24 protein-coding genes are annotated in these 19,288 nt (G+C 39.2%); 19 read left to right on the forward strand and 5 right to left on the reverse strand.

The window, feature by feature from the left end:
• The first annotated feature begins 3 nt into the window (after positions 1-3).
• The 8 genes from bamA to QJV27_RS01565 all read left to right on the forward strand — a co-directional run bounded on the left by bamA (position 4) and on the right by QJV27_RS01565 (position 7,666).
• Positions 4-2,448, forward strand: a complete 2,445-nt coding sequence (gene bamA, locus QJV27_RS01530; RefSeq protein ID WP_281448949.1) for an outer membrane protein assembly factor BamA — start codon at positions 4-6, stop codon at positions 2,446-2,448.
• Positions 2,449-2,457: 9 nt separating this feature from the next.
• Entirely contained in the window at positions 2,458-3,351 is an 894-nt protein-coding gene (locus QJV27_RS01535; RefSeq protein ID WP_281447229.1) for an OmpH family outer membrane protein, read from the forward strand.
• Between the two features lie 32 nt (positions 3,352-3,383).
• Positions 3,384-4,454: a UDP-3-O-(3-hydroxymyristoyl)glucosamine N-acyltransferase gene (gene lpxD / locus QJV27_RS01540; protein ID WP_281447230.1), complete on the forward strand. Its 1,071-nt coding sequence runs from the start codon at positions 3,384-3,386 to the stop codon at positions 4,452-4,454.
• A gap of 132 nt (positions 4,455-4,586) precedes the next feature.
• Positions 4,587-5,027 (forward strand): 3-hydroxyacyl-ACP dehydratase FabZ, encoded by a 441-nt coding sequence (gene fabZ / locus QJV27_RS01545; protein WP_281448950.1) that lies wholly within the window; start codon positions 4,587-4,589, stop codon positions 5,025-5,027.
• Positions 5,028-5,137: 110 nt separating this feature from the next.
• Positions 5,138-6,013, forward strand: a complete 876-nt coding sequence (lpxA, locus tag QJV27_RS01550; protein WP_281447231.1) for an acyl-ACP--UDP-N-acetylglucosamine O-acyltransferase — start codon at positions 5,138-5,140, stop codon at positions 6,011-6,013.
• A gap of 10 nt (positions 6,014-6,023) precedes the next feature.
• Positions 6,024-6,881 (forward strand): LpxI family protein, encoded by an 858-nt coding sequence (locus tag QJV27_RS01555; RefSeq protein ID WP_281447232.1) that lies wholly within the window; start codon positions 6,024-6,026, stop codon positions 6,879-6,881.
• A gap of 13 nt (positions 6,882-6,894) precedes the next feature.
• Positions 6,895-7,290: a lactoylglutathione lyase gene (gene gloA / locus QJV27_RS01560; protein WP_281447233.1), complete on the forward strand. Its 396-nt coding sequence runs from the start codon at positions 6,895-6,897 to the stop codon at positions 7,288-7,290.
• Between the two features lie 130 nt (positions 7,291-7,420).
• Positions 7,421-7,666, forward strand: a complete 246-nt coding sequence (locus tag QJV27_RS01565) for an MmcQ/YjbR family DNA-binding protein (RefSeq protein ID WP_281447234.1) — start codon at positions 7,421-7,423, stop codon at positions 7,664-7,666.
• Here QJV27_RS01565 and QJV27_RS01570 read toward each other — a convergent pair.
• Positions 7,663-8,067 carry a hypothetical protein gene (locus QJV27_RS01570; protein WP_281447235.1) on the reverse strand — a complete coding sequence of 135 codons (405 nt, stop codon included), beginning with the start codon at positions 8,065-8,067 and terminating at the stop codon, positions 7,663-7,665. The genes QJV27_RS01565 and QJV27_RS01570 overlap by 4 nt on opposite strands.
• Positions 8,068-8,266: 199 nt before the next feature.
• Between QJV27_RS01570 and rpmH the strand changes: the two genes are divergently transcribed.
• From rpmH to QJV27_RS01615, 9 genes are all read left to right on the forward strand, one after another.
• Entirely contained in the window at positions 8,267-8,401 is a 135-nt protein-coding gene (gene rpmH, locus QJV27_RS01575; RefSeq protein ID WP_188909907.1) for a 50S ribosomal protein L34, read from the forward strand.
• A gap of 73 nt (positions 8,402-8,474) precedes the next feature.
• Positions 8,475-8,816 carry a ribonuclease P protein component gene (gene rnpA / locus QJV27_RS01580; RefSeq protein ID WP_281448951.1) on the forward strand — a complete coding sequence of 114 codons (342 nt, stop codon included), beginning with the start codon at positions 8,475-8,477 and terminating at the stop codon, positions 8,814-8,816.
• Positions 8,817-9,035, forward strand: coding sequence for a membrane protein insertion efficiency factor YidD (gene yidD, locus QJV27_RS01585; RefSeq protein WP_281447236.1), 219 nt, complete (start codon positions 8,817-8,819; stop codon positions 9,033-9,035).
• Positions 9,036-9,079: 44 nt separating this feature from the next.
• Positions 9,080-10,846: a membrane protein insertase YidC gene (yidC, locus tag QJV27_RS01590; protein ID WP_281447237.1), complete on the forward strand. Its 1,767-nt coding sequence runs from the start codon at positions 9,080-9,082 to the stop codon at positions 10,844-10,846.
• A 53-nt stretch (positions 10,847-10,899) separates the two neighbouring features.
• Positions 10,900-11,511: a ribosome biogenesis GTP-binding protein YihA/YsxC gene (gene yihA, locus QJV27_RS01595; RefSeq protein ID WP_281448952.1), complete on the forward strand. Its 612-nt coding sequence runs from the start codon at positions 10,900-10,902 to the stop codon at positions 11,509-11,511.
• Positions 11,512-11,545: 34 nt separating this feature from the next.
• On the forward strand, positions 11,546-12,475 hold the full coding sequence (gene argB, locus QJV27_RS01600) for an acetylglutamate kinase (protein ID WP_281447238.1): 930 nt from the start codon (positions 11,546-11,548) through the stop codon (positions 12,473-12,475).
• A gap of 46 nt (positions 12,476-12,521) precedes the next feature.
• Positions 12,522-13,370, forward strand: coding sequence for a 2,3,4,5-tetrahydropyridine-2,6-dicarboxylate N-succinyltransferase (gene dapD, locus QJV27_RS01605; protein WP_281447239.1), 849 nt, complete (start codon positions 12,522-12,524; stop codon positions 13,368-13,370).
• Positions 13,371-13,392: 22 nt separating this feature from the next.
• Complete coding sequence (dapE, locus tag QJV27_RS01610; protein WP_281447240.1) at positions 13,393-14,532, forward strand: succinyl-diaminopimelate desuccinylase; 1,140 nt, start codon at positions 13,393-13,395, stop codon at positions 14,530-14,532.
• Positions 14,522-15,199, forward strand: coding sequence for a hypothetical protein (locus QJV27_RS01615; protein WP_281447241.1), 678 nt, complete (start codon positions 14,522-14,524; stop codon positions 15,197-15,199). Before dapE ends, QJV27_RS01615 begins: the two co-directional genes overlap by 11 nt.
• Here the strand turns inward: QJV27_RS01615 and truA are convergent, their stop codons facing one another.
• From truA to def, 3 genes are read right to left on the reverse strand one after another with little or no spacing between them, the layout of a single operon-like run.
• Positions 15,200-15,976, reverse strand: a complete 777-nt coding sequence (gene truA, locus QJV27_RS01620; RefSeq protein ID WP_281447242.1) for a tRNA pseudouridine(38-40) synthase TruA — start codon at positions 15,974-15,976, stop codon at positions 15,200-15,202.
• Positions 15,977-15,980: 4 nt separating this feature from the next.
• The gene (fmt, locus tag QJV27_RS01625; RefSeq protein ID WP_281447243.1) at positions 15,981-16,910 is read right to left on the reverse strand and encodes a methionyl-tRNA formyltransferase; all 930 of its coding nucleotides are present in this window, start codon (positions 16,908-16,910) and stop codon (positions 15,981-15,983) included.
• A 28-nt stretch (positions 16,911-16,938) separates the two neighbouring features.
• Positions 16,939-17,469: a peptide deformylase gene (gene def, locus QJV27_RS01630; RefSeq protein WP_281447244.1), complete on the reverse strand. Its 531-nt coding sequence runs from the start codon at positions 17,467-17,469 to the stop codon at positions 16,939-16,941.
• A gap of 206 nt (positions 17,470-17,675) precedes the next feature.
• Between def and QJV27_RS01635 the strand changes: the two genes are divergently transcribed.
• Both QJV27_RS01635 and QJV27_RS01640 read left to right on the forward strand, forming a co-directional pair.
• Positions 17,676-18,209: an Hsp20 family protein gene (locus QJV27_RS01635; protein ID WP_281447245.1), complete on the forward strand. Its 534-nt coding sequence runs from the start codon at positions 17,676-17,678 to the stop codon at positions 18,207-18,209.
• Between the two features lie 64 nt (positions 18,210-18,273).
• Entirely contained in the window at positions 18,274-18,540 is a 267-nt protein-coding gene (locus tag QJV27_RS01640; RefSeq protein WP_281447246.1) for a DUF1150 family protein, read from the forward strand.
• 108 nt (positions 18,541-18,648) lie between these two features.
• Here QJV27_RS01640 and hpf read toward each other — a convergent pair whose 3' ends face one another.
• Positions 18,649-19,233, reverse strand: a complete 585-nt coding sequence (gene hpf / locus QJV27_RS01645) for a ribosome hibernation-promoting factor, HPF/YfiA family (protein ID WP_281447247.1) — start codon at positions 19,231-19,233, stop codon at positions 18,649-18,651.
• Positions 19,234-19,288: the final 55 nt, after the last annotated feature.

Genomic DNA, 19,288 nt, shown 5'->3' on the forward strand with positions numbered 1-19,288 from the left:
GATTTGTCAGGTAAACGTTCGGCTCTGTTTGCTTCTGTATGTATATTTCCGTTTGTATGTAGCTCTATCCATGCTCAAACAACTGGGAATGTGTCTCATTCTTCGCATGATAAAAAAGCTGTAAAAGGGGCTCATCATGCAAAGGGTAAAAAATCTGTTGGTAAGCAAGTAACCAGTAAGGGTGGGATTATTCAATCCATACAGGTTATTGGAAATGATCGTGTTGAAGTTCCAACAGTTCTTTCTTATATGTTGGCACAACCTGGCGATCCGTTTAATCGGGATTTATTGGATCGTTCTTTAAAAACGTTGTACGCAACAGGATTATTTAAAGATATTACGCTGCATCGTTCTGGTAACGTATTGCAAGTTAAGGTTGTAGAAAATCCAGTTATTAACCGCGTAGCTTATGAAGGTAATCGTAAGTTAAAAGATGCCGATATAACAAAATACACCTCTTTAAAAGCACGTGCTATTTATTCGCCTGCGTTAATTTCTGCTGATCGACAACGTATTTTAGCAATGTATGCTGCCAAGGGACGTTACTCAGTTACGGTTACGCCGCAAATTATTCATTTATCACGTAATCGTGTTGATGTTATTTTTAAGATTAACGAAGGTCCCAAGACCCTGATTGAAAAGCTTGCCTTTGTTGGAAACCACGCTTTTAGTGAGGCACGTTTAAGTCAAGTAACTTCTTCTAAAGAAACTGCTTGGTATCGGTTTTTATCCTCATCAGATGAATATAATCCTGAGCGCGTAAAATATGATGGCGAATTAATCAGACGTTTTTATTTGCGCAACGGGTATGTTGATTTTAAATTAATTAATGCAACTGGTGAATTGTCACCTGACCATAAATCCTTTTACATTACCTATACTTTGCAAGAAGGTCCTCAATATCGTTTGGGCAAAGTGGATGCTCGTTCAAATTTAGAAGGGGTTTCAGCGCAAAAAGTTAAATCAATGGTTGCCATGCGTAAAGGCCAGATTTACGACGGCAAGGAAATTGAGGATGTCGCCAAGTATATTCAAGAGAATCTGCAAGCAGAGGGACACCCTTTTGCTGTTGTAAGGCCTGAAATTGCCAGAAATCCCGAGAAAAAGATTGTAGATCTTTTATTCGATGTGATGGAAGGTCCACGTGTTTATGTTGAACGTATTGATATCAATGGAAACACAGTAACCAAGGATAATGTTATTCGTCGTGAATTACCCGCAGCTGAAAATGATCCATATACCAGTACAACTGAAAAATATATGAAGCAAGCAGCTGAAGATCTGGGATATTTTAAAGAGGTTAAAGTTCAACAAGCCAAAGGTTCTGCCCCAGATAAGCGTTCTGTTGCAATTAATGTTCAAGAGAAACCAACGGGTGAATTCTCCTTGGGTGGTGGATATTCTACCGATTCTGGTATTCTGGGGAATATTGGGTTAAGACAACGTAACTTCTTGGGTACAGGGGTTGATGCTGGTATTTCAGGGACTGCTGCGTATTATGCAAAGCAGGTAAATTTATCAGTAACAGACCCTTATTTTTTAAATAAGAATTTAGTGGCGGGTATTGATTTATTTTATATTCAAAATAGTTATCAAACCTATCAAAATTATAGCGAGGATCGTTTAGGCGCTTCTTTTCGTTTAGGGTATGCCTTTAACAATGTGCTATCACAGCAATGGACATACTCAATTATTGATCGTCGGGTACATGATATTTGGGATCGTTCTTCTTACTATATCTTGGATCAAAAAGGATATTCCTTACTTTCTCAATTGAGCACAACCATTGCTTATGATACTAGAGACAGTCGCATCAATCCCCATACTGGTACCCTTGTCAAAGTTGGGGGTGATTTTGCTGGTATTGGTGGTGATGCGAAGTACTTGCGTGGTAAAATTGATGCGTCTCATTATTTTCCACTAGATGACATTACGGGTAACCGTGATTGGACCTTCAGCTTAACAGCAGGGGCAGGATATATCGGAGATTATGGTAGTAAAAAAGATACGATGATCATCGATAACTTCTATCTTGGTGGTAATAATCTTAGAGGATTTTATGATGGTGGTGTTGGACCGCGCAGTCATGCAATCCAAGGTCATGATCAAGAGGACTTTTTAGGTGGACGTTTTATGTATACAGCGTCTGCACAAGTTAATTTTCCGATGCCTGCTGCTCGGGACCTAGGGCTTTCTGGACGATATTTCGTTGATATGGGTGCGCTAGATGGATTGCGTGTAAAAAGGCGTTATACTAACCAAGCTCAGGATGGTGCGCGTTATACAGGTGTTTATGGAGATAGCTTGTCACCACGTGTCAGCACTGGGGTTGGAGTTTCTTGGAAAAGCCCATTTGGTTTATTAAATGTCGATTTTGGTTACCCCGTTGTTAAGCAAAAACATGATCGTACACAACTTGTCAGATTTGGCTTTGGACAACAGTTTTAGGGATTTACAATGGTTAAGAAATTAAGTGTTTATTATGCTGTTGCAGGAATATTATTCGCCTCGCCCTTAACAGGGATATTAGCATCAACAGCGTCAGCAGAAGAAAATAGTGGATGGTTTATTCCAAAGTCAAGTCAACCAAAACCTGCTGCTTCTGCCCCAAAAGCTGTAAAACATGTTGCACCCAAAGTGGCAGCACCAACGCCTATTGGACCGTCTGATATAGATGGCGGGGAACAAGGGGATGTTCAAGGACAGGCACAACCTGTTTTACCTTTACCGCCTATTCCTACGCCTGCTCCTATTGCTAAGGGAAACCCTCCTCCTCAAGCGGTGATTGGGGTTATTAGTGTTCCAGACGTTATGCGTCAATCTATTGCAGCGCAAGAAGCAGAAAAAGTTTTGGTAGAACGTCGTGATGCATTACAACGCGATGTTCAAAAAGAGCAAAAAGCTTGGCGGGCAGAACAACAGCAAATCCAAGCCAAAGCAAAAACTATGACAGCAGATCAAATTCAATCTCGTGGTCGTAAACTGCAAGCGCGCGTCCTAAATGCACAAAAAGACTTTAGAAATCGTAGCCGCATCATTCAAGAAGCAGCACAGGTTGCTTTTGGTCAAATAGAAAGAGAGCTGATTCAACTTATTCAAAATGTTGCTTCTAGTCGTAATATGAACCTCGTTTTACATCGTGAGCAAGTAGCTTTAAGTGTGAATGAATTGGACATTACAAGTGAAGTTGTAAAAGAGTTGAACAAAAATCTGCCTTCCGTTTTTATTCCTGCGGCAGATGTAGACCCAGAAGAATTGGCAAAAAATGGCTCTATGCCTACAACGGCAAATCCTGATGGTGGTAAAAAATCTGATGAAAAGAGTGTCGTTACTAAAAAACCTGCACAGTAATTAATGTGTAATTAAAAGTAGGTATAAGCAAAATGAACGCTGAGCAAAATAACAACCAACCTGGTGATTCTCGTTTTTTTGATAAATCTGGTCCTTATTCATTGGAAAAACTTGTAAAAGAAACGGGTGCTCAGCTGATACCAGCGCAATCGGGGAAAAACATAATTTCCGAATTAACGGCGATTGCGCCTTTGCAGATTGCAAATTCTTCAGAGGTTAGTTTCTTAGATAACAAACGTTATTTACCTTTGTTGGCTGAAACAAAGGCTGGGGTTGTTATTGTGTCACCAGCTTTTGCTGATAAAGTACCATCAGATACAGTTGCTTTGGTTACCACCAATCCTTATTTAGCGTGGGCTAAAGTTGCCAATCTTTTTTACCCAAGAACTCAGGCAAAAGCAGGTATTCACCCTACTGCTTATATTCATCCAAATGTCAAGCTTGACCCTAGCATAGAAGTTCAACCTTTTGCTGTGATTATGGATAATGTTGAAATTGGGAAAAATTGTATTATCGGGGCTCATAGTATTATTGAACAAGGGGTCGTTATTGGAAATAACTGTCGCATTGGTAGTCACGTATCTTTAAGCCATGCTGTTTTAGGGGATCGGGTTACCATATATCCAGGCGCACGTATTGGACAAGATGGTTTTGGGTTTGCTGTTGGTGACGAAGGCTTTGTTAGTGTTCCACAAATTGGAAAAGTGATATTGAATCATGATGTAGAGGTGGGGGCTAACTCAACTATAGATCGTGGATCAGTTAAAGATACCATCATTGGTGCAGGGTCACGTTTGGATAATTTGGTTCAAATTGGTCATAATGTACAAATGGGAAAATGTTGTATTGTTGTTTCCCAGGCTGGAATATCTGGTTCAACACAACTTGGTGATTTTGTTACTGTTGCAGCACAAGCAGGATTAATTGGTCATATTCGTATTGGTGATCGTGCGCGGATCGGCGCACAATGTGGAGTCATGTCAGACGTTGAACCAAAATCAGATGTTATTGGCAGTCCAGCCATGCCTTTCCGAGAATTCTTTAAAAACGTTGCTTTTTTGCGCCGTCTTGTTAAAACGTCAGGCACTAAAGAAAAGAAATAAAATAAAAGCATCTTGTAATTTTCATATAAGGTGCGTAACTCTATTACAAAATTGTTATAGCGAGTGGTTTGAAACGTGAACGCAGAAGATAAAAATTTAGATCAAAAATCAGAATTAAATCAGCCTGTTGATATTCCTTTGATTGAGATTGAAGGAATTATGAAGGCAATTCCACACAGATATCCTTTTTTGCTCATTGATCGTGTTGTTAATGTTACGAGGGATCATTCTGCAACAGGAATAAAAAATGTTTCTGTAAATGAAAATTTCTTTCAAGGACATTTCCCAGGACGCCCAGTGATGCCAGGTGTTTTAATTGTGGAAGCAATGGCACAAACAGCAGGGGTGTTGGTTGTAAAAACATTAGGTAAGGAATGTGAAGGGAAACTGGTTTATTTCATGACAATAGATAACGCCAAGTTTCGCCGTCCTGTTGTCCCTGGTGATCAGTTATATATCCATGTTACGAAAGAACGTAACCGTGCAAACGTGTGGAAATTTCGCAGCCTTGCAAAAGTGAACGATGTAATCGTAGCAGAAGCTTTCTTTAGCGCAATGATTTTGGATCATTAAATTATTTATTTGTTATTATTCATAAATATTAATAATTCATGAATAATAGTATAATGTAAATTATAATCTATATTCATAATTTTGAAGATGAATTTTTAAAATTGATAGTGATGGAAGAAACATTGGCAGATAGCTCACAAGTCAATACAGATTCTATGGGTAATCATATTCATCCGTCAGCGATTGTTTCCCCTGGTGCTCAATTGGGTCAAGGGATTGTCATCGGCCCTTGGTGCATGGTTGGTCCAAATGTCGTGATTGAAGACGGGGTTCGGCTAGTTGCTAATGTTGTCGTTGATGGGCACACCACCCTTGGCAAGGATTCAGTTTATTACCCTTTTGTTACGATAGGTTTAGCACCTCAGGATTTAAAATATAAGGGTGAGCCAACACGATGCGTCATTGGTAGTCGAACCATTGTGCGTGAACAAGTAACCATTCATCGTGGTACTGAAATAGGTTCTGGAATTACATATATTGGTTCAGATTGCTTAGTAATGGTTAATGCTCATATCGCTCATGATTGTCATTTAGGCGATCGGGTGATTATTGTTAACAATGTTGTACTTGGCGGCCACGTTCACATCGACGATGATGCACGGATAATGGGGTCGGCTGCAATCCACCAATTCGTTCGTATTGGTCGAGCCGCTTTGGTTGGTGGTGTAACTGGGGTTGAATCTGATGTTATTCCTTATGGCAGCGTTGTAGGGAATCGAGCACGCTTGGTAGGTATGCATTGGGTTTGGTTAAAACGAAATGGTGTTAAAAATACAGAATTGCATATTTTAAGAAATGTGTATCGTACCTTGTTCCCTCGCGATGAGTTATCGAATAACGTCTTTGAAGATCGATTACTAATTGTAAAAGAAAAATTTGGACAGAATGATCGTGTTCAAGAAATTATTAAATTTATAGAACAACCTAGCCGTCGTGGTTTGGTTAAAATAGGACGTTCGATCGCTTCTTCTGAAGGCGAAGAGTAGGCATTCCATAATGTCAGAATTACCAAAAAGAACGGCTGTTGGTATTCTAGCTGGAGGGGGGGCGCTTCCTGGTAAAGTTGCCGAAGCTGTAAGCGCAACAGGACGTCCCGTTTTCATTATTGCATTTCAGGATTTTGCTGAAGCCAATATCGTTGAGCCATGGCCTCATGAATATGTCAGGTTGGCAGCTGCTGGGCGTATTTTGTCACTTTTAAGACAAAATAATTGCAGGGATATCGTTCTTATTGGCCCTGTAAAACGGCCATCTTGGCGAGATTTACGTCCAGATGCCGAAGGGGCTAAGATATTAGCTAAAATTGGTAAAGCATTGTTTGCAGGCGATGATGGTTTATTGGCGGCATTGGTTAAAGTATTGGGGGATGAAGGCTTCAATGTTCTTGGGGCTCACGAATTCTTAGACCCTGTTACTGAAGGTGTATTAGGTAAAATCAAACCTGATCCCCAAGCATTGGAAGACATAATAAAGGGAATAGAAATTAATCGTGCTTTGGGTGCACTAGATATTGGTCAAGCATGTATCATTCAAAATGGTGTGGTTATTGCTGTTGAAGCGATGGAAGGCACAGATTTAATGCTGCTTCGTGCTAAAGATTGCCAGCAACCTGGCCCTGGCGGTGTTTTAGTGAAGCAGGTAAAGCCTGGACAGGAACGGCGTGCTGACATGCCGACAATTGGGCCCCAGACGATACGAAAGGCATTTGATTCGGGTTTAAAAGGTATCGCATTCGAAGCTGGAGGTACCTTGTTGGTGAATCAAGAGGAAGTTATTCGCCTTGCAAATGAAAAAGGGTTATTCTTGTTAAGCTATAATCCAGATAATTTTGAAATAAAATATATAAAAAAGTAAAGAGAGATACGTCATGAGTACTTATTTACATACGATGATTCGTGTACATAATTTAGAAAAAAGCGTTGAATTTTATAAATTATTGGGGATGCGTGAAAACCGTCGCAAGGATGTACCAGAAGGTAAATATTCTCTTGTGTTTATGGGGTTTGGGGATCCTTCTACAGGACAGGCTGAAATTGAATTAACTTATAATTGGGGACATGACGTTCCTTATGAAATGGGAACTGGATTTGGGCATTTAGCCGTAGGTGTTGATGATGTTGCACAAGTTGCCGAATCAGTACGCAAAGCAGGGGGGAAGATAACCAGAGAACCAGGACCTGTTAAATTTGGAACCACAATTATTGCGTTTTTAGAAGACCCTGATGGATACAAAATAGAATTGATCCAAAATAATACGTACTAACCATTGCTGTTGTAATCATGAATAGGCAAGACATATTTTTGTATGTTAAAACATGTCTTGATACTATTCCTGATTACCCGTGGAAAAGATTTCCTAATTACGCTGTTTTAAGACATAAAAATAGTAGAAAATGGTTTGGTGTCCTTATGGATGTACATTGGGGCAGCTGAATTTACCAACTAGCAATCGTATTGATATTTTAAATATTAAATTACATCCTGAACATATATATATTCTGAGGCAAAGGGATGGTTTTTTACCTGCATACCACATGGACCAAGAACATTGGGTCAATATTCTTTTAAATAACTCGGTATCAGCAGACGAATTAAAATATTTAATTAAACAAAGTTTTGACTTAACGGTTAATCGTTAATGTTTGTTTTTACTTGCTGTTAAATATTCTGATACTTTTTCAATTGATTGAGCAATAGATTCTGCGGATTTCTGTATCTTTTCATCCGCAGATTTATTTAATAAAATACGGTCCGCCATCAGCAATGCAGGTGATAATAAGCCCTTTACGTCGTGTCTTAATACAGATAGTTCTTTTTCGTGTTTGTTTTTGATCGCATCAATTTGTTTTAAGAAGTTGTAAAAAATATTGGCCATTAGTATAGTAATGTAAACACCAATAATTACAAAGATAGTCCATAATGGAACATTGTATTTAAATAATATAAAGGCAATAATACAGGGAATAATTCCAGACAAGACACTGATCATATAAATAAAAACTGATTTATATGGGGATAATGAGGGGGTAGGAGTAGCCATGTTTTTAGAGCATCCTCTGGAAAATGATATAATTGTTACTAAATATCATAAAAAAATTGGCCTGACTATGGACTTAGATTGACGATTTTCCATATTCAGATTATAACCTGCTTTTTAAGACTATATTTATTCTATGAATTTGGTGGTGGGATAATTTGTTAACTTCTCGTCATCAAGTTTACTTACAAGGAGAAAATTCGTGAAGCGTACATATCAACCTTCAAAAATTGTTCGCAAACGTCGTCATGGCTTCCGCGCTCGTATGGCTACTGTTGGTGGTCGCAAAGTTATTGCTAACCGTAGATCAAAAGGACGTAAACGTCTTTCCGCTTAATAATATGGTGTTAAGACGAGTGTAATTTGTGGTTGATACAGATAAAGAAATTCAGCCAGCCAACAATACCCATATGATCTTGCGTTTAAAAAAGCGGATACAATTTTTAAATGTAGCTGTAAACGGTCGAAAGATTCCTACCTCTGGTTTGGTTTTGCAAATATTGCATCGAAACGATAATGAGCCAAGCAGAGTAGGGTTCACCGTAACGAAAAGAGTAGGGAATGCTGTTGTGCGTAATCGTGTAAAACGCCGATTACGGGCAGTTATGCAGGAAGTGGCCAAAGATTTTTCATATAACGGTATTGATATGGTAATGATTGGGCGTAAGACCACGTTTTCAAGACCATATCAGGCGATTGTAAAAGATTTGGTTTATGCACTGCGCAAGGCTGGGATTGTATTAAACAAGTAAATGAGACGATTGCTTATTGCTTTGATTTATCTATATCAACTTATTTTACGTCCGATACTAGGACATCATTGTCGTTTTAACCCGTCTTGTAGTGTTTACACACAAGAAGCTATTCGTAATCACGGTGCTTTTAAAGGGATCTTGATGGGGGGATGGCGGATATTGCGGTGTAACCCTTGGAATTCTGGTGGATATGATCCTGTCCCTCCGAAAAAATAGAGCGATATTTTTTCTAAATTCAATGAATGATTGGCTGGCTTTGAATGGATAACAAGCGCTTTTTTCTGGCGACTTTGCTTTCTGTTTTACTTCTTTTTGCATTTGAATATTTTATGCCTAAAAAAGAAGAGCAACATACACAACAAACTGTAAAACAAGAGCAAACGAAACTTTTAACCCAAAAAGTCGATACTTCACACCAAGAGGTTGCTGATACTAACGGCCCTGATATACGACTTCCTATCGAGGCAGACGCGGTAAAAGGATCGATTAATTTAAGAGGTGCCCTTTTAGATGATTTGGTTTTAAAAGGATACCGCGAAACAATTAAACCAAATTCATCGTTGGTTAGGGTGTTGTCTGGGATCAAGACGCCAGAACCTAATTATGTTCAAACAGGTTGGTTAAACAGCGAACGTAATAATGTTAAATTTCCAGATATGAATTCTGTGTGGAAAGCGGACCAAGAACGATTAACCACCGGCCATCCTGTAACTTTGACATGGAATAATGGTGAGGGGTTAGAATTCCAAAAGGTTATTTCAATTGATAAAGACTATATGTTTAAAATTGAACAAACCGTCAAAAATACCTCTGATAAACCAGTATCATTCTTTTTCTATGCGCGTGTTGATCGTGGATACACACCCAAGGAATTAAATGGATATTTGGTTCATGACGGTCCAATTGGTGTTGTTGATCATCGTTTAGAACAAAGTTCCTATAAATCGATTAGAGAAGATTCCAAGGCACCCAACGATGTTGCGTGGAGCAAAAACGGTAAGGGTGGATGGGCTGGTATTACAGATAAATATTGGCTCACTGCAATTGTTCCTCAGCAGGACAAAGATGTCAGTGTAACTTACGGTTTTACCCCTAGCAGCGTACAGCCTGCCGTAAACAGTTCTGATGGTGTTGAAAAAGGCACCTATAAGGTAAGCTTTACCTCTCGTCAATTAATGACTGTTGCACCAGGTGAAACAGTGACGTCTTTTGGTCATGTATTCTCTGGAGCAAAAGAAGTTCATCTATTAAATCATTACGAAAAAGAATATCATATTCCTGACTTTTGGAAGGCTGTTGATTTTGGGTGGTTTGCTTTTTTAACTTATCCTATTTTTGTTGTGCTGGATTGGTTGAATACATTTTGGGGTAACTTTGGCCTGGCTTTGTTAAGCTTTACCTTGATCGTTAAGGCAATTTTTTATCCGTTGGCTTCAAAGCAATTCCATTCTATGGGAAAAATGAAAGCTTTACAGCCCAAGATGAAAGAAATTCGCGAGCGGTATAAAGATGACCAAGCATTAATGAATCAACAAATGATGGCATTATATCGTGAGCAAGGGGTTAACCCTGCCAGTGGATGTTTACCAATCTTAATTCAAATTCCTATCTTTTGGTGTTTGTACAAGGATTTGTATGTAACCATTGAAATGCGACATGCACCATTTTTTGGCTGGATTCGTGATTTATCAGCACCAGATCCAACAAATATATTTAATTTATTTGGATTGTTACCTTTTGACCCAACCGTCATATCACCATTTTTACATATCGGGATTTGGCCATTAATTTTTGGTGCAACTATGTATTTGCAACAAAAATTAAACCCTGCTGTTTTGGATCCGATTCAAAAGAAAATGTTTCAATTTATGCCTGTAATTTTCACCGTGGTTTTAGCAACTCAACCTGCGGGTTTGGTTATTTACTATAGCTGGAACAATTTGTTGACCGCCTTGCAACAATTGGTAATTCAAAAGCGAATGGATGCAAAACAAAATAAAGGCCTCAAAAAAGCAGGTAAAGGATAAACTAAGTGGGAGATTTATTACCCCCCTCTATTGATGAAATTGAACACGCCAAAATGATAGAGGCGGGGCGTCTTTTATTTGCTAAAGAAGCAAAGTTTTTCTTTGGTGCGCAACGTTTAAATCAATTAGAACCCGCGACGTTACCAGAGGTTGCGTTTGCGGGACGATCTAATGTTGGTAAATCTAGCCTGATTAATGCAATAACAGGTCGTAAAATGTTGGCAAGAGCTTCTTCTGAGCCAGGTCGTACTAAACAGTTAAACTTTTTTAATATTGGTGATCAATTGGTCTTTGTGGATATGCCAGGCTACGGCTATGCCAAAGCCTCGAAAGATGTAAAAAAAGATTGGCAAGGAATGATGTTTTCTTTTTTACGAGGCAGACCCACCTTACTGCGTGTTTTGTTATTATTAGATGCCCGTATAGAGTTAAAGGAAAGTGATCATCAAATTATGAAATTGATGGATCGTGCCGCGGTAACTTTTCAAATTGTTTTGACAAAGTGTGATAATTTATCTGCAACACAGTTAGAAAAGAAGGAAAAAGAAATTTCTCAGTTACTTCAATCCCATACAGCTGCGTATCCATTTATACGTTTTACGAGCAGTCAAAAAAATATTGGAATTGAAGAGTTACGCGCAGATTTAGCACGTTTAGTCGTTTAGGTAGTGATATAATTAATTCAGGATAATAAAATTTATGACCAAGCAGGGACCATTAGATTCAGTAAAAGAAGCCGCCAAAGAGGCCCATGAACAAGCCAGGGTTTTGGCGCGCGCTTTACCTTATCTTCGTCGGTATACAGGGGATACCATTGTAGTTAAATATGGTGGTCATGCCATGGTTGACAGTGGGCTTTCCAGTGATTTTGGTCATGATATTGCATTGTTAAAGCAAGTTGGCATCAATCCAATTATCGTGCATGGCGGCGGCCCGCAAATTAATAACATGTTAAAGCGAATGGACGTTGAAACAACTTTTGTTGATGGGTTACGCGTAACGAACGAAGCTATTATCGATGTCATTGAAATGGTTTTGGCTGGGACTGTTAACAAACAGGTTGCAACTTTGATCAATCAAGCTGGTGCCTTGGCTGTTGGTATTTCAGGGAAAGATGGTGGATTGATTGAAGCCCATAAATTGGTAAAACATGTCTGGGATGAAAAGCTTAAGCGTGAAAGAACTCTTGATTTAGGGTTGGTTGGCGAGCCTGTTAAAATTGATCCACGCGTATTGTATGCTCTATCTGGTTCAGGGCTAATTCCCGTCGTCGCCCCCATTGGTATGGATAAGCAGGGGCAGACGTATAATATCAATGCTGATATTGCAGCTGGTGCGATTGCTGGTGCAGTGCGAGCCTCTAGATTATTTATGCTGACGGATGTTCCCGGGGTATTGGATAAAGATGGTTGTCTGATTCCTGAATTAACCGAAGATGAAGCAAAAGAGGCGATTGCAAGTGGTGTTATTACAGGTGGCATGATTCCTAAAATCGAAACTTGCTTAGAGGCTGTAAAAGCAGGGGCTCAGGCTGCTGTAATTATGGATGGTCGTGTTTCACATGCTTGTCTATTGGAATTGTTTACAGAGGGTGGATCAGGCACCTTAATTCGTGCTAATCGTTCATAGAGAAATATTTTAGCGGTTTTTATTTTATTATTAGGAAAATACCATCATGACAGATCATTCTGTATTACAAAGTGAAATTGATCGTTTATGGGAGGATAGAGCAAATATCTCTTCCAAAACAACGGGTAAAGAACGTGAAGCTGTCGAGCAAGTATTAACATTACTTGATTCTGGGGCATTGCGGGTAGCAACACCCAGCGACACTGGTTGGACCATTCATGAATGGGTTAAAAAGGCGGTTTTACTTTCCTTTCGTCTTTACGATAATTACGGCATGAAAAGTGAGTCTGGAGTGCCTGCATATGACAAAGTACCTCTGAAATTTGCCAATTGGACAGATGCAGAATTCGCCAAGGCTGGATTTAGAGCTGTTCCGGGTTCTATTGTACGTCGCTCTGCTTTTATTGCTTCTAATGTTGTATTAATGCCTAGTTTTGTGAATGTAGGGGCATATGTTGACAGTGGAACCATGGTTGATACATGGGTAACTATTGGTAGCTGTGCGCAAATTGGTAAAAATTGCCATATCAGCGGTGGTGTTGGAATTGGTGGGGTTTTAGAACCTTTACAAGCTGCCCCCGTGATTATTGAAGATGATTGTTTTATTGGTGCACGGTGTGAGGTTGCTGAAGGCGTGATTGTAGAAAAAGGAAGCGTGCTTTCTATGGGTGTATTCCTTGGTGCATCTACCAAAATTATCGATCGTACAACGGGCGAAGTATTTATGGGTCGTGTTCCAGCATATTCAGTGGTTGTTCCTGGTACATTACCGCCAAAACAAGCTGTTAGTGAAACTGGGAATCCTTTGCCTGGTTTGGCTTGTGCAGTTATTATTAAACGTGTTGATGAACGTACTCGTTCAAAAACATCTATTAATGAACTTTTAAGAAGCTAGAAGTAATAAGGTGTGATTGTTAATGGGTGATCCAGTTGCTTTGCTACAAGATTTAATTCGTTGTCCATCGGTCACACCAATTGATGCAGGTGCCCAAGGCATTTTAAAAGAACGGTTAAAAAAACTGGGATTTGAAATTTTTGATCTGCCTTATGGCGAGGGGAAAGATCAAGTCTTAAATTTCTTTGCCCGTTATGGTTCAGGCAGCCCTCATTTTTGTTTTGCAGGACATACAGACGTTGTTCCAGCAGGGCAAACAAATTGGCAAAATGATCCTTTTTCTGCTGAAATTAAAGAAAATGTCATTTATGGACGAGGTGCTTGTGATATGAAGGGGGGGATCGCAGCTTTCGTTGTCGCTGTAGAATCTCTACTTGCTCAGCATCCAGATTTTAATGGCTCAATCAGTTTTTTAATTACAGGGGATGAAGAAGGGCCAGGAATAAACGGTACTGTTAAAGTTCTAGAATGGATGCAAGAGCATCACCACATCCCTGATTTTTGCCTGGTAGGGGAACCTACTTGTGCACAGACATTGGGTGATATTATTAAAATTGGCCGTCGTGGCAGCTTAAATGCTGTTATTAAAGTTGAGGGAACACAGGGCCATGTTGCCTATCCTCATCTGGCAGACAATCCAATCCATAAATTAATGACGATCTTACAATCTTTAACCAATCCTGTACTGGATCAAGGGAACGAGTGGTTTCAGCCTTCATCAGTGCAAGTTACCAGTATTGATGTTGGCAATGAAATAACTAATCTTATTCCTGCTACGGCAACAGCCAGAATTAACATTCGTTTTAATAACCTACACACAGGATCCGCTTTAGCAGGATGGATATCCACACAGTGTCATCGTGTGGCGGAACAATGTCATGTTGATGTCTTGATTTCTGGCGAGGCCTTTTTAACAGAACCTGGAAATGAAGTCAGAGCAATCTGTCAAGCTATTCATAACGTAAACGGGGTTACTGCACGTTTGGATACGGGTGGGGGAACATCTGATGCCAGATTTATTTCAAGATATTGCCCTGTTGCAGAATTTGGACTTGTAGGGCAAACTATGCATAAGGTCAATGAAGCGGTTAGTATTGAAGAATTAAAACAACTGACTTCTATGTATTTACAAATAATGGAAATAATATTCTATGATGCCTAATTCATCAGGTCCGTCATCACCCAAAGGGGAACATGTTAAGAATGTGTTCCGGGGAATGGTATTGTTGGGAAAAGGGAGAAAAGAAGGTATAAAAGAATTCCCTTCTACAAATGAGGGGGTGTTAAGTGCCTTGGCTCCTTGGGTTGCTTTTGCAATTGTTATGAATATTATAATTCCTTTTTTTTCTTCAGACTTTGGTGTAACGAATAAGCTTTTTTTAAATATTTCAGCTTTTTGTAGTAATATCGTTGGCGTTTTATGCTCTGTTCTGATTATTCAATGGTTTGCTGCTCGATGGAAAGTTGAAAGGTTATGGCGACGTACATCCACAGCATTGATGTGGTGTTCTTGGATGCCGATTATTGATTTTTTCTTTTTAGCATCATTGGCTGGCTTGCTTTTTATGGGGTCACCACAAATACTTGTTGCTTTTTTTGCAATGATTGCTGTTTTTATCTTGGTCTATTTTATTTGGCTAAATTGGTTTGTCGTCAAAGAAGGATTAGAGGTCTCTAATAAACAATCTGTAATGGTGCTAATCAGTATATTAGCTATTAAAATTCTACTGACTGGGTTTGTTATTTGGTTTAATTTTGATGTTTTACAGGCTTACGTTTCTTTACAAAGTTACGTGGAAACCGCACAGCAAGCTGGCATAAAAAACTAATTACGTTGTAAATGGATCTTTAGGGTAAACGATTTCCTTCAGGAACAACCCTGTTGCAGGTGCGGTAATTCCTGCTAGTTTGCGGTCTTTGCCTTGTAAAATTGTATAGGCTTGTTTCTCAGGCCAGTATCCGTCCCCGATCATTTTAAGAGTACCCACCATGTTTCGAACTTGATGATGCAGGAAGGATCGTGCTTCGCATTCAAAATGGATGCGATCTTCGATTTGATAAATATCAAATTTATCCAACATACGTATGGGAGAATTTGCTTGACATGCCGTTGCACGATAAGAGGTAAAGTCGTGCAAACCCAATAAACGTTGCGCAGCATTATGCATTTTTTGAACGTCCAAGGGTTTACGAACATGCCAGACATAGTTGGTGTTCAATGCAGGTCTGCTGTGACGATTTAAAATGACATATAAATACTTGCGTTGAATGGCTGTAAAACGTGCGCTCCATTCAAGGTTTACTTGGCCTGCTTGTAAAATCGAGACCGCATGAGGTTTCATATAATAATTTAACCCATCGCAGATTTTTTTTGCTGTTAAGGGTAAGTGAGCGGGAAAATCTAGATGGGCTACTTGTCCTAGTGCATGCACTCCTGAATCAGTGCGACCTGCGGTAATGCTGGGAACATGGTGTTTTTGATTGCAAAGGCCATATGCGGCCTCTTCCAAAATTTGTTGCACAGACAAGCCACTGGTTTGGCGTTGCCATCCAACCAGACCTGTGCCGTCATATTCAATTTTAACGGCCCAACGTTGAATATCCATAATTCTAGCCTAGTATTGTTCCTGGGTTAATTACATTCCCCCGTAAGAAATCAGCAACAGGCATAGCTTTTTTCCCGGCCAATTGTACCTCAAGCAACTGAATTGTTTGACCGTCACCACAAATAATTTGTAGGTCTGCGGTGATAACAGTACCTGGCTCAGACTGACTTGTAGAGCTTCCGATTGTGGCTTTAGTAATTTTTAAGGGCTGATCCCATAAAAAACTATAGGTTCCTGGCCAAGGGGTTAGGGCTCGGATTTGTCGATCTATTTCTTGGGCAGTTAATGACCAATCAATTTTTCCATCTTCTTTGACCAGTTGTCTGGCATAACAAACACCCTCAGATGACTGCGGGGTATAGGGCAAGTTGGGATTAGAGTGTAGATAATCGAGTGTTTGAACAATTAATTTCCCGCCCAATTCAGCCAAGTCATCATGCAAAGACTGTGCAGTTGTAGTCGTAGTTATGGGGAGGGATTGGGTAAAATATACTGGCCCAGTATCCAATCCAACATCCATACGCATAATACTGATACCGCTTTGTCGATCCCCAGCCCAAATGGCACTTTGTATTGGTGATGCCCCTCGCCAACGGGGTAACAAGCTGGCGTGAATATTAAGACATCCCAGTCTAGGCGTATTCAGCATTTCACTGGGTAATATTAATCCATAAGCTGCAACTACGGCCACATCCAAATTTAATGATGAGAATTGTTCGAATTCTTGAGGTTGATATTTAAGTTTCACAGGTGCGTACACGGGGATATTAAGTGACTCAGCTGCTTGTTGCACTGCGCAGGGGCGAATTTTGCGACCTCTACCTGCAGGTCGGGCAGGCTGGCAGTAAACAGCGACAATTTCATGCCCAGCCTGGTGTAAGGCACGCAAGGCTGGAACTGCAAAATCAGGGGTTCCCATAAATGCGATACGCATTATATTTCCTTAAATAAATTTTCAAAATCTAACGACTTCTTTTTTGTTCTTTAATAACTTTACGCATGATTATATTACGTTTAAGTGATGAAATATGATCAATGAACAAGATTCCATCCAAATGGTCCGTTTCATGTTGAATGCATCTGCCCAATAATCCATCTGCTTCTAACTCTCTAGAAACTCCGTCTAGATCAATATATCGAATTTTTATTTTTTCTGGACGAATAACTTCTGAAGATTGATCTGGAACGGAAAGACATCCCTCTTTATATTCAGAGCATTCTTCTGATTCTTCAATAATTTCTGGGTTGATAATAACATATTTTTCAGATGTTTCCTCTTCACTTTTGGAGACGTCCATAATAAAAAAGCGTAGGCCTATTCCAACCTGAGGTGCCGCCAAGCCAATACCTGCAGCTTCGTACATGGTATTAAACATGACGGGAACAATTTTTTTTAATTCTTCAAGGTCTTTTTGTTCAACCAAACGGGCTTTTTTACGTAATGCAGGATCGGTTGCAATTAAAATAGGTAGCGTTTCAAGTTGTGTATTCATTATTGATTTTATGCCGTTGTTTAATTGGTTATTATATTTAAATATATAAATTAACTCTATGAATACAATATTTCGTAATAATGATAAATCATAATTTTATACGATTTGCTTGCATATTGAATCGTTTTTCCCATATTATAATAAGGTAAGTGCCATTGTGGGCTTATATATTAGATGTCTCGCTCAATAATAAGGAGGAGGCTTTCATGTCAGGAAGGCTTTTTACATCGCCTATGTTCCTGGGTTTTGATCATTTGGAACAAATCTTGGAACGGGCTGCGAAATCAACATCGGACGGCTATCCGCCCTATAATATAGAACAGATTGGTTCTTCAAGTCTAAGGATTACGTTGGCTGTTGCCGGATTTTTGATGGATGATTTACAAATCACACAAGAGGATAACCAGTTGGTTATTCGGGGAAGACAATCTGAGGATAGTCAGGAACGGATCTTTTTGTATAGAGGGATCGCAGCTAGACAGTTTCAAAGGGCGTTCGTTCTTGCTGAAGGGATAGAAGTAGAAAGTGCTTGGTTAGATAATGGTCTATTGCATATTGACATTACCCGACCCAAGCCAGAAATGACTGTTAAACGTATAGAAATTGCCCAAAACTACGCATCGCGTAAAAAGGTCAATAATAAGGCATCTTCTCATAAAGGGGGATTGCCAGATTTACATCGTTCTTCGGATCGTTCTGGTCTGGAACGAAGTATACAAGCGATTACTAAAGAAAGATAAGACAATTATATAGAAAAAATAATCTGTATAGAAGTCCTTCTATTTTTCAAAAAGGATTATAAAGATGGATAAAAAAATTGCAGATGACAAAACAAAATTAATCGCAGCAAAAGGTAACGAATTGATTGTTGATGTTCATAATCTTACAGAAGATCAATTAAAAGCACTTGGTGTTTCACAGCTTGCTTATGTAAAAACGATTATGATTAATGGCGAACAAGCTTTTGCTATTCATGCAGCAGATGGAACCCCTGTGGCGGTTACCGATAATGCAAAGACAGCTTATGCTGCAATTGTTCAATATGAAATGCTGCCAACAATGGTGCATTAATTTAAATTAGGAAACTATTAAAGAGATACTTATACGTTGCGCAATATAAGTATTTGTAAAAAAGAGTATAATAATAAAGTTATACTCTTTTTTAAATTTAAAAAGATATTATGAGTTAATTCCTGAATCCAACCAAACGATCTTGCCGTCTTGTTGTTTATAAATAACGCTAACGCGTTGGTTATCAGAATTTTTAAACATTAATACTGGACGTTCTGACAAGTCCAAATGCATGATTGCTTCATAAACAGTTAATGTATCAATTTCTGTTGCTTTTTCTGCAATAATTCTTTCAGAAATAGCACGTTCAACTTGTTCTTGTTGAGACAGCTCGTTTTGATCTTCTGGTTGAATAATATATTGACGACCCTCAATCAAACGATGATCCGCAGGGCGGACTCTGCGACGTAACAAACGACCTTTATAACGGCGCAAACGTTTTGTCATGTGGTTGATTGCATCTTCAAACGCATTTTGAACTTCGCTAGAGCTTCCTTCACTGCGAATGGACAGATCCTGTGAAACATGCACGTGAATTTGACATGTATAGCCAGAGGGGTTTTTGTTGAAGGTTACGGCTGCGCTAATAACATTATCAAAATATTTTTGTGTTGTTTTTTCTAAAATTTCTTCTATTTTTTGACGGAACCAGTCGGGGATTTCAATTTTTTTTCCGAAAATTGATGTTTGCATCAATAACCTCCATCTTGCAATTATGTATTCTAAGAATAATCGAGTATTTATATAT

It is taken from the genome of Commensalibacter oyaizuii (assembly GCF_029953265.1).
Classification (GTDB): Bacteria; Pseudomonadota; Alphaproteobacteria; order Acetobacterales; family Acetobacteraceae; genus Commensalibacter; species Commensalibacter oyaizuii.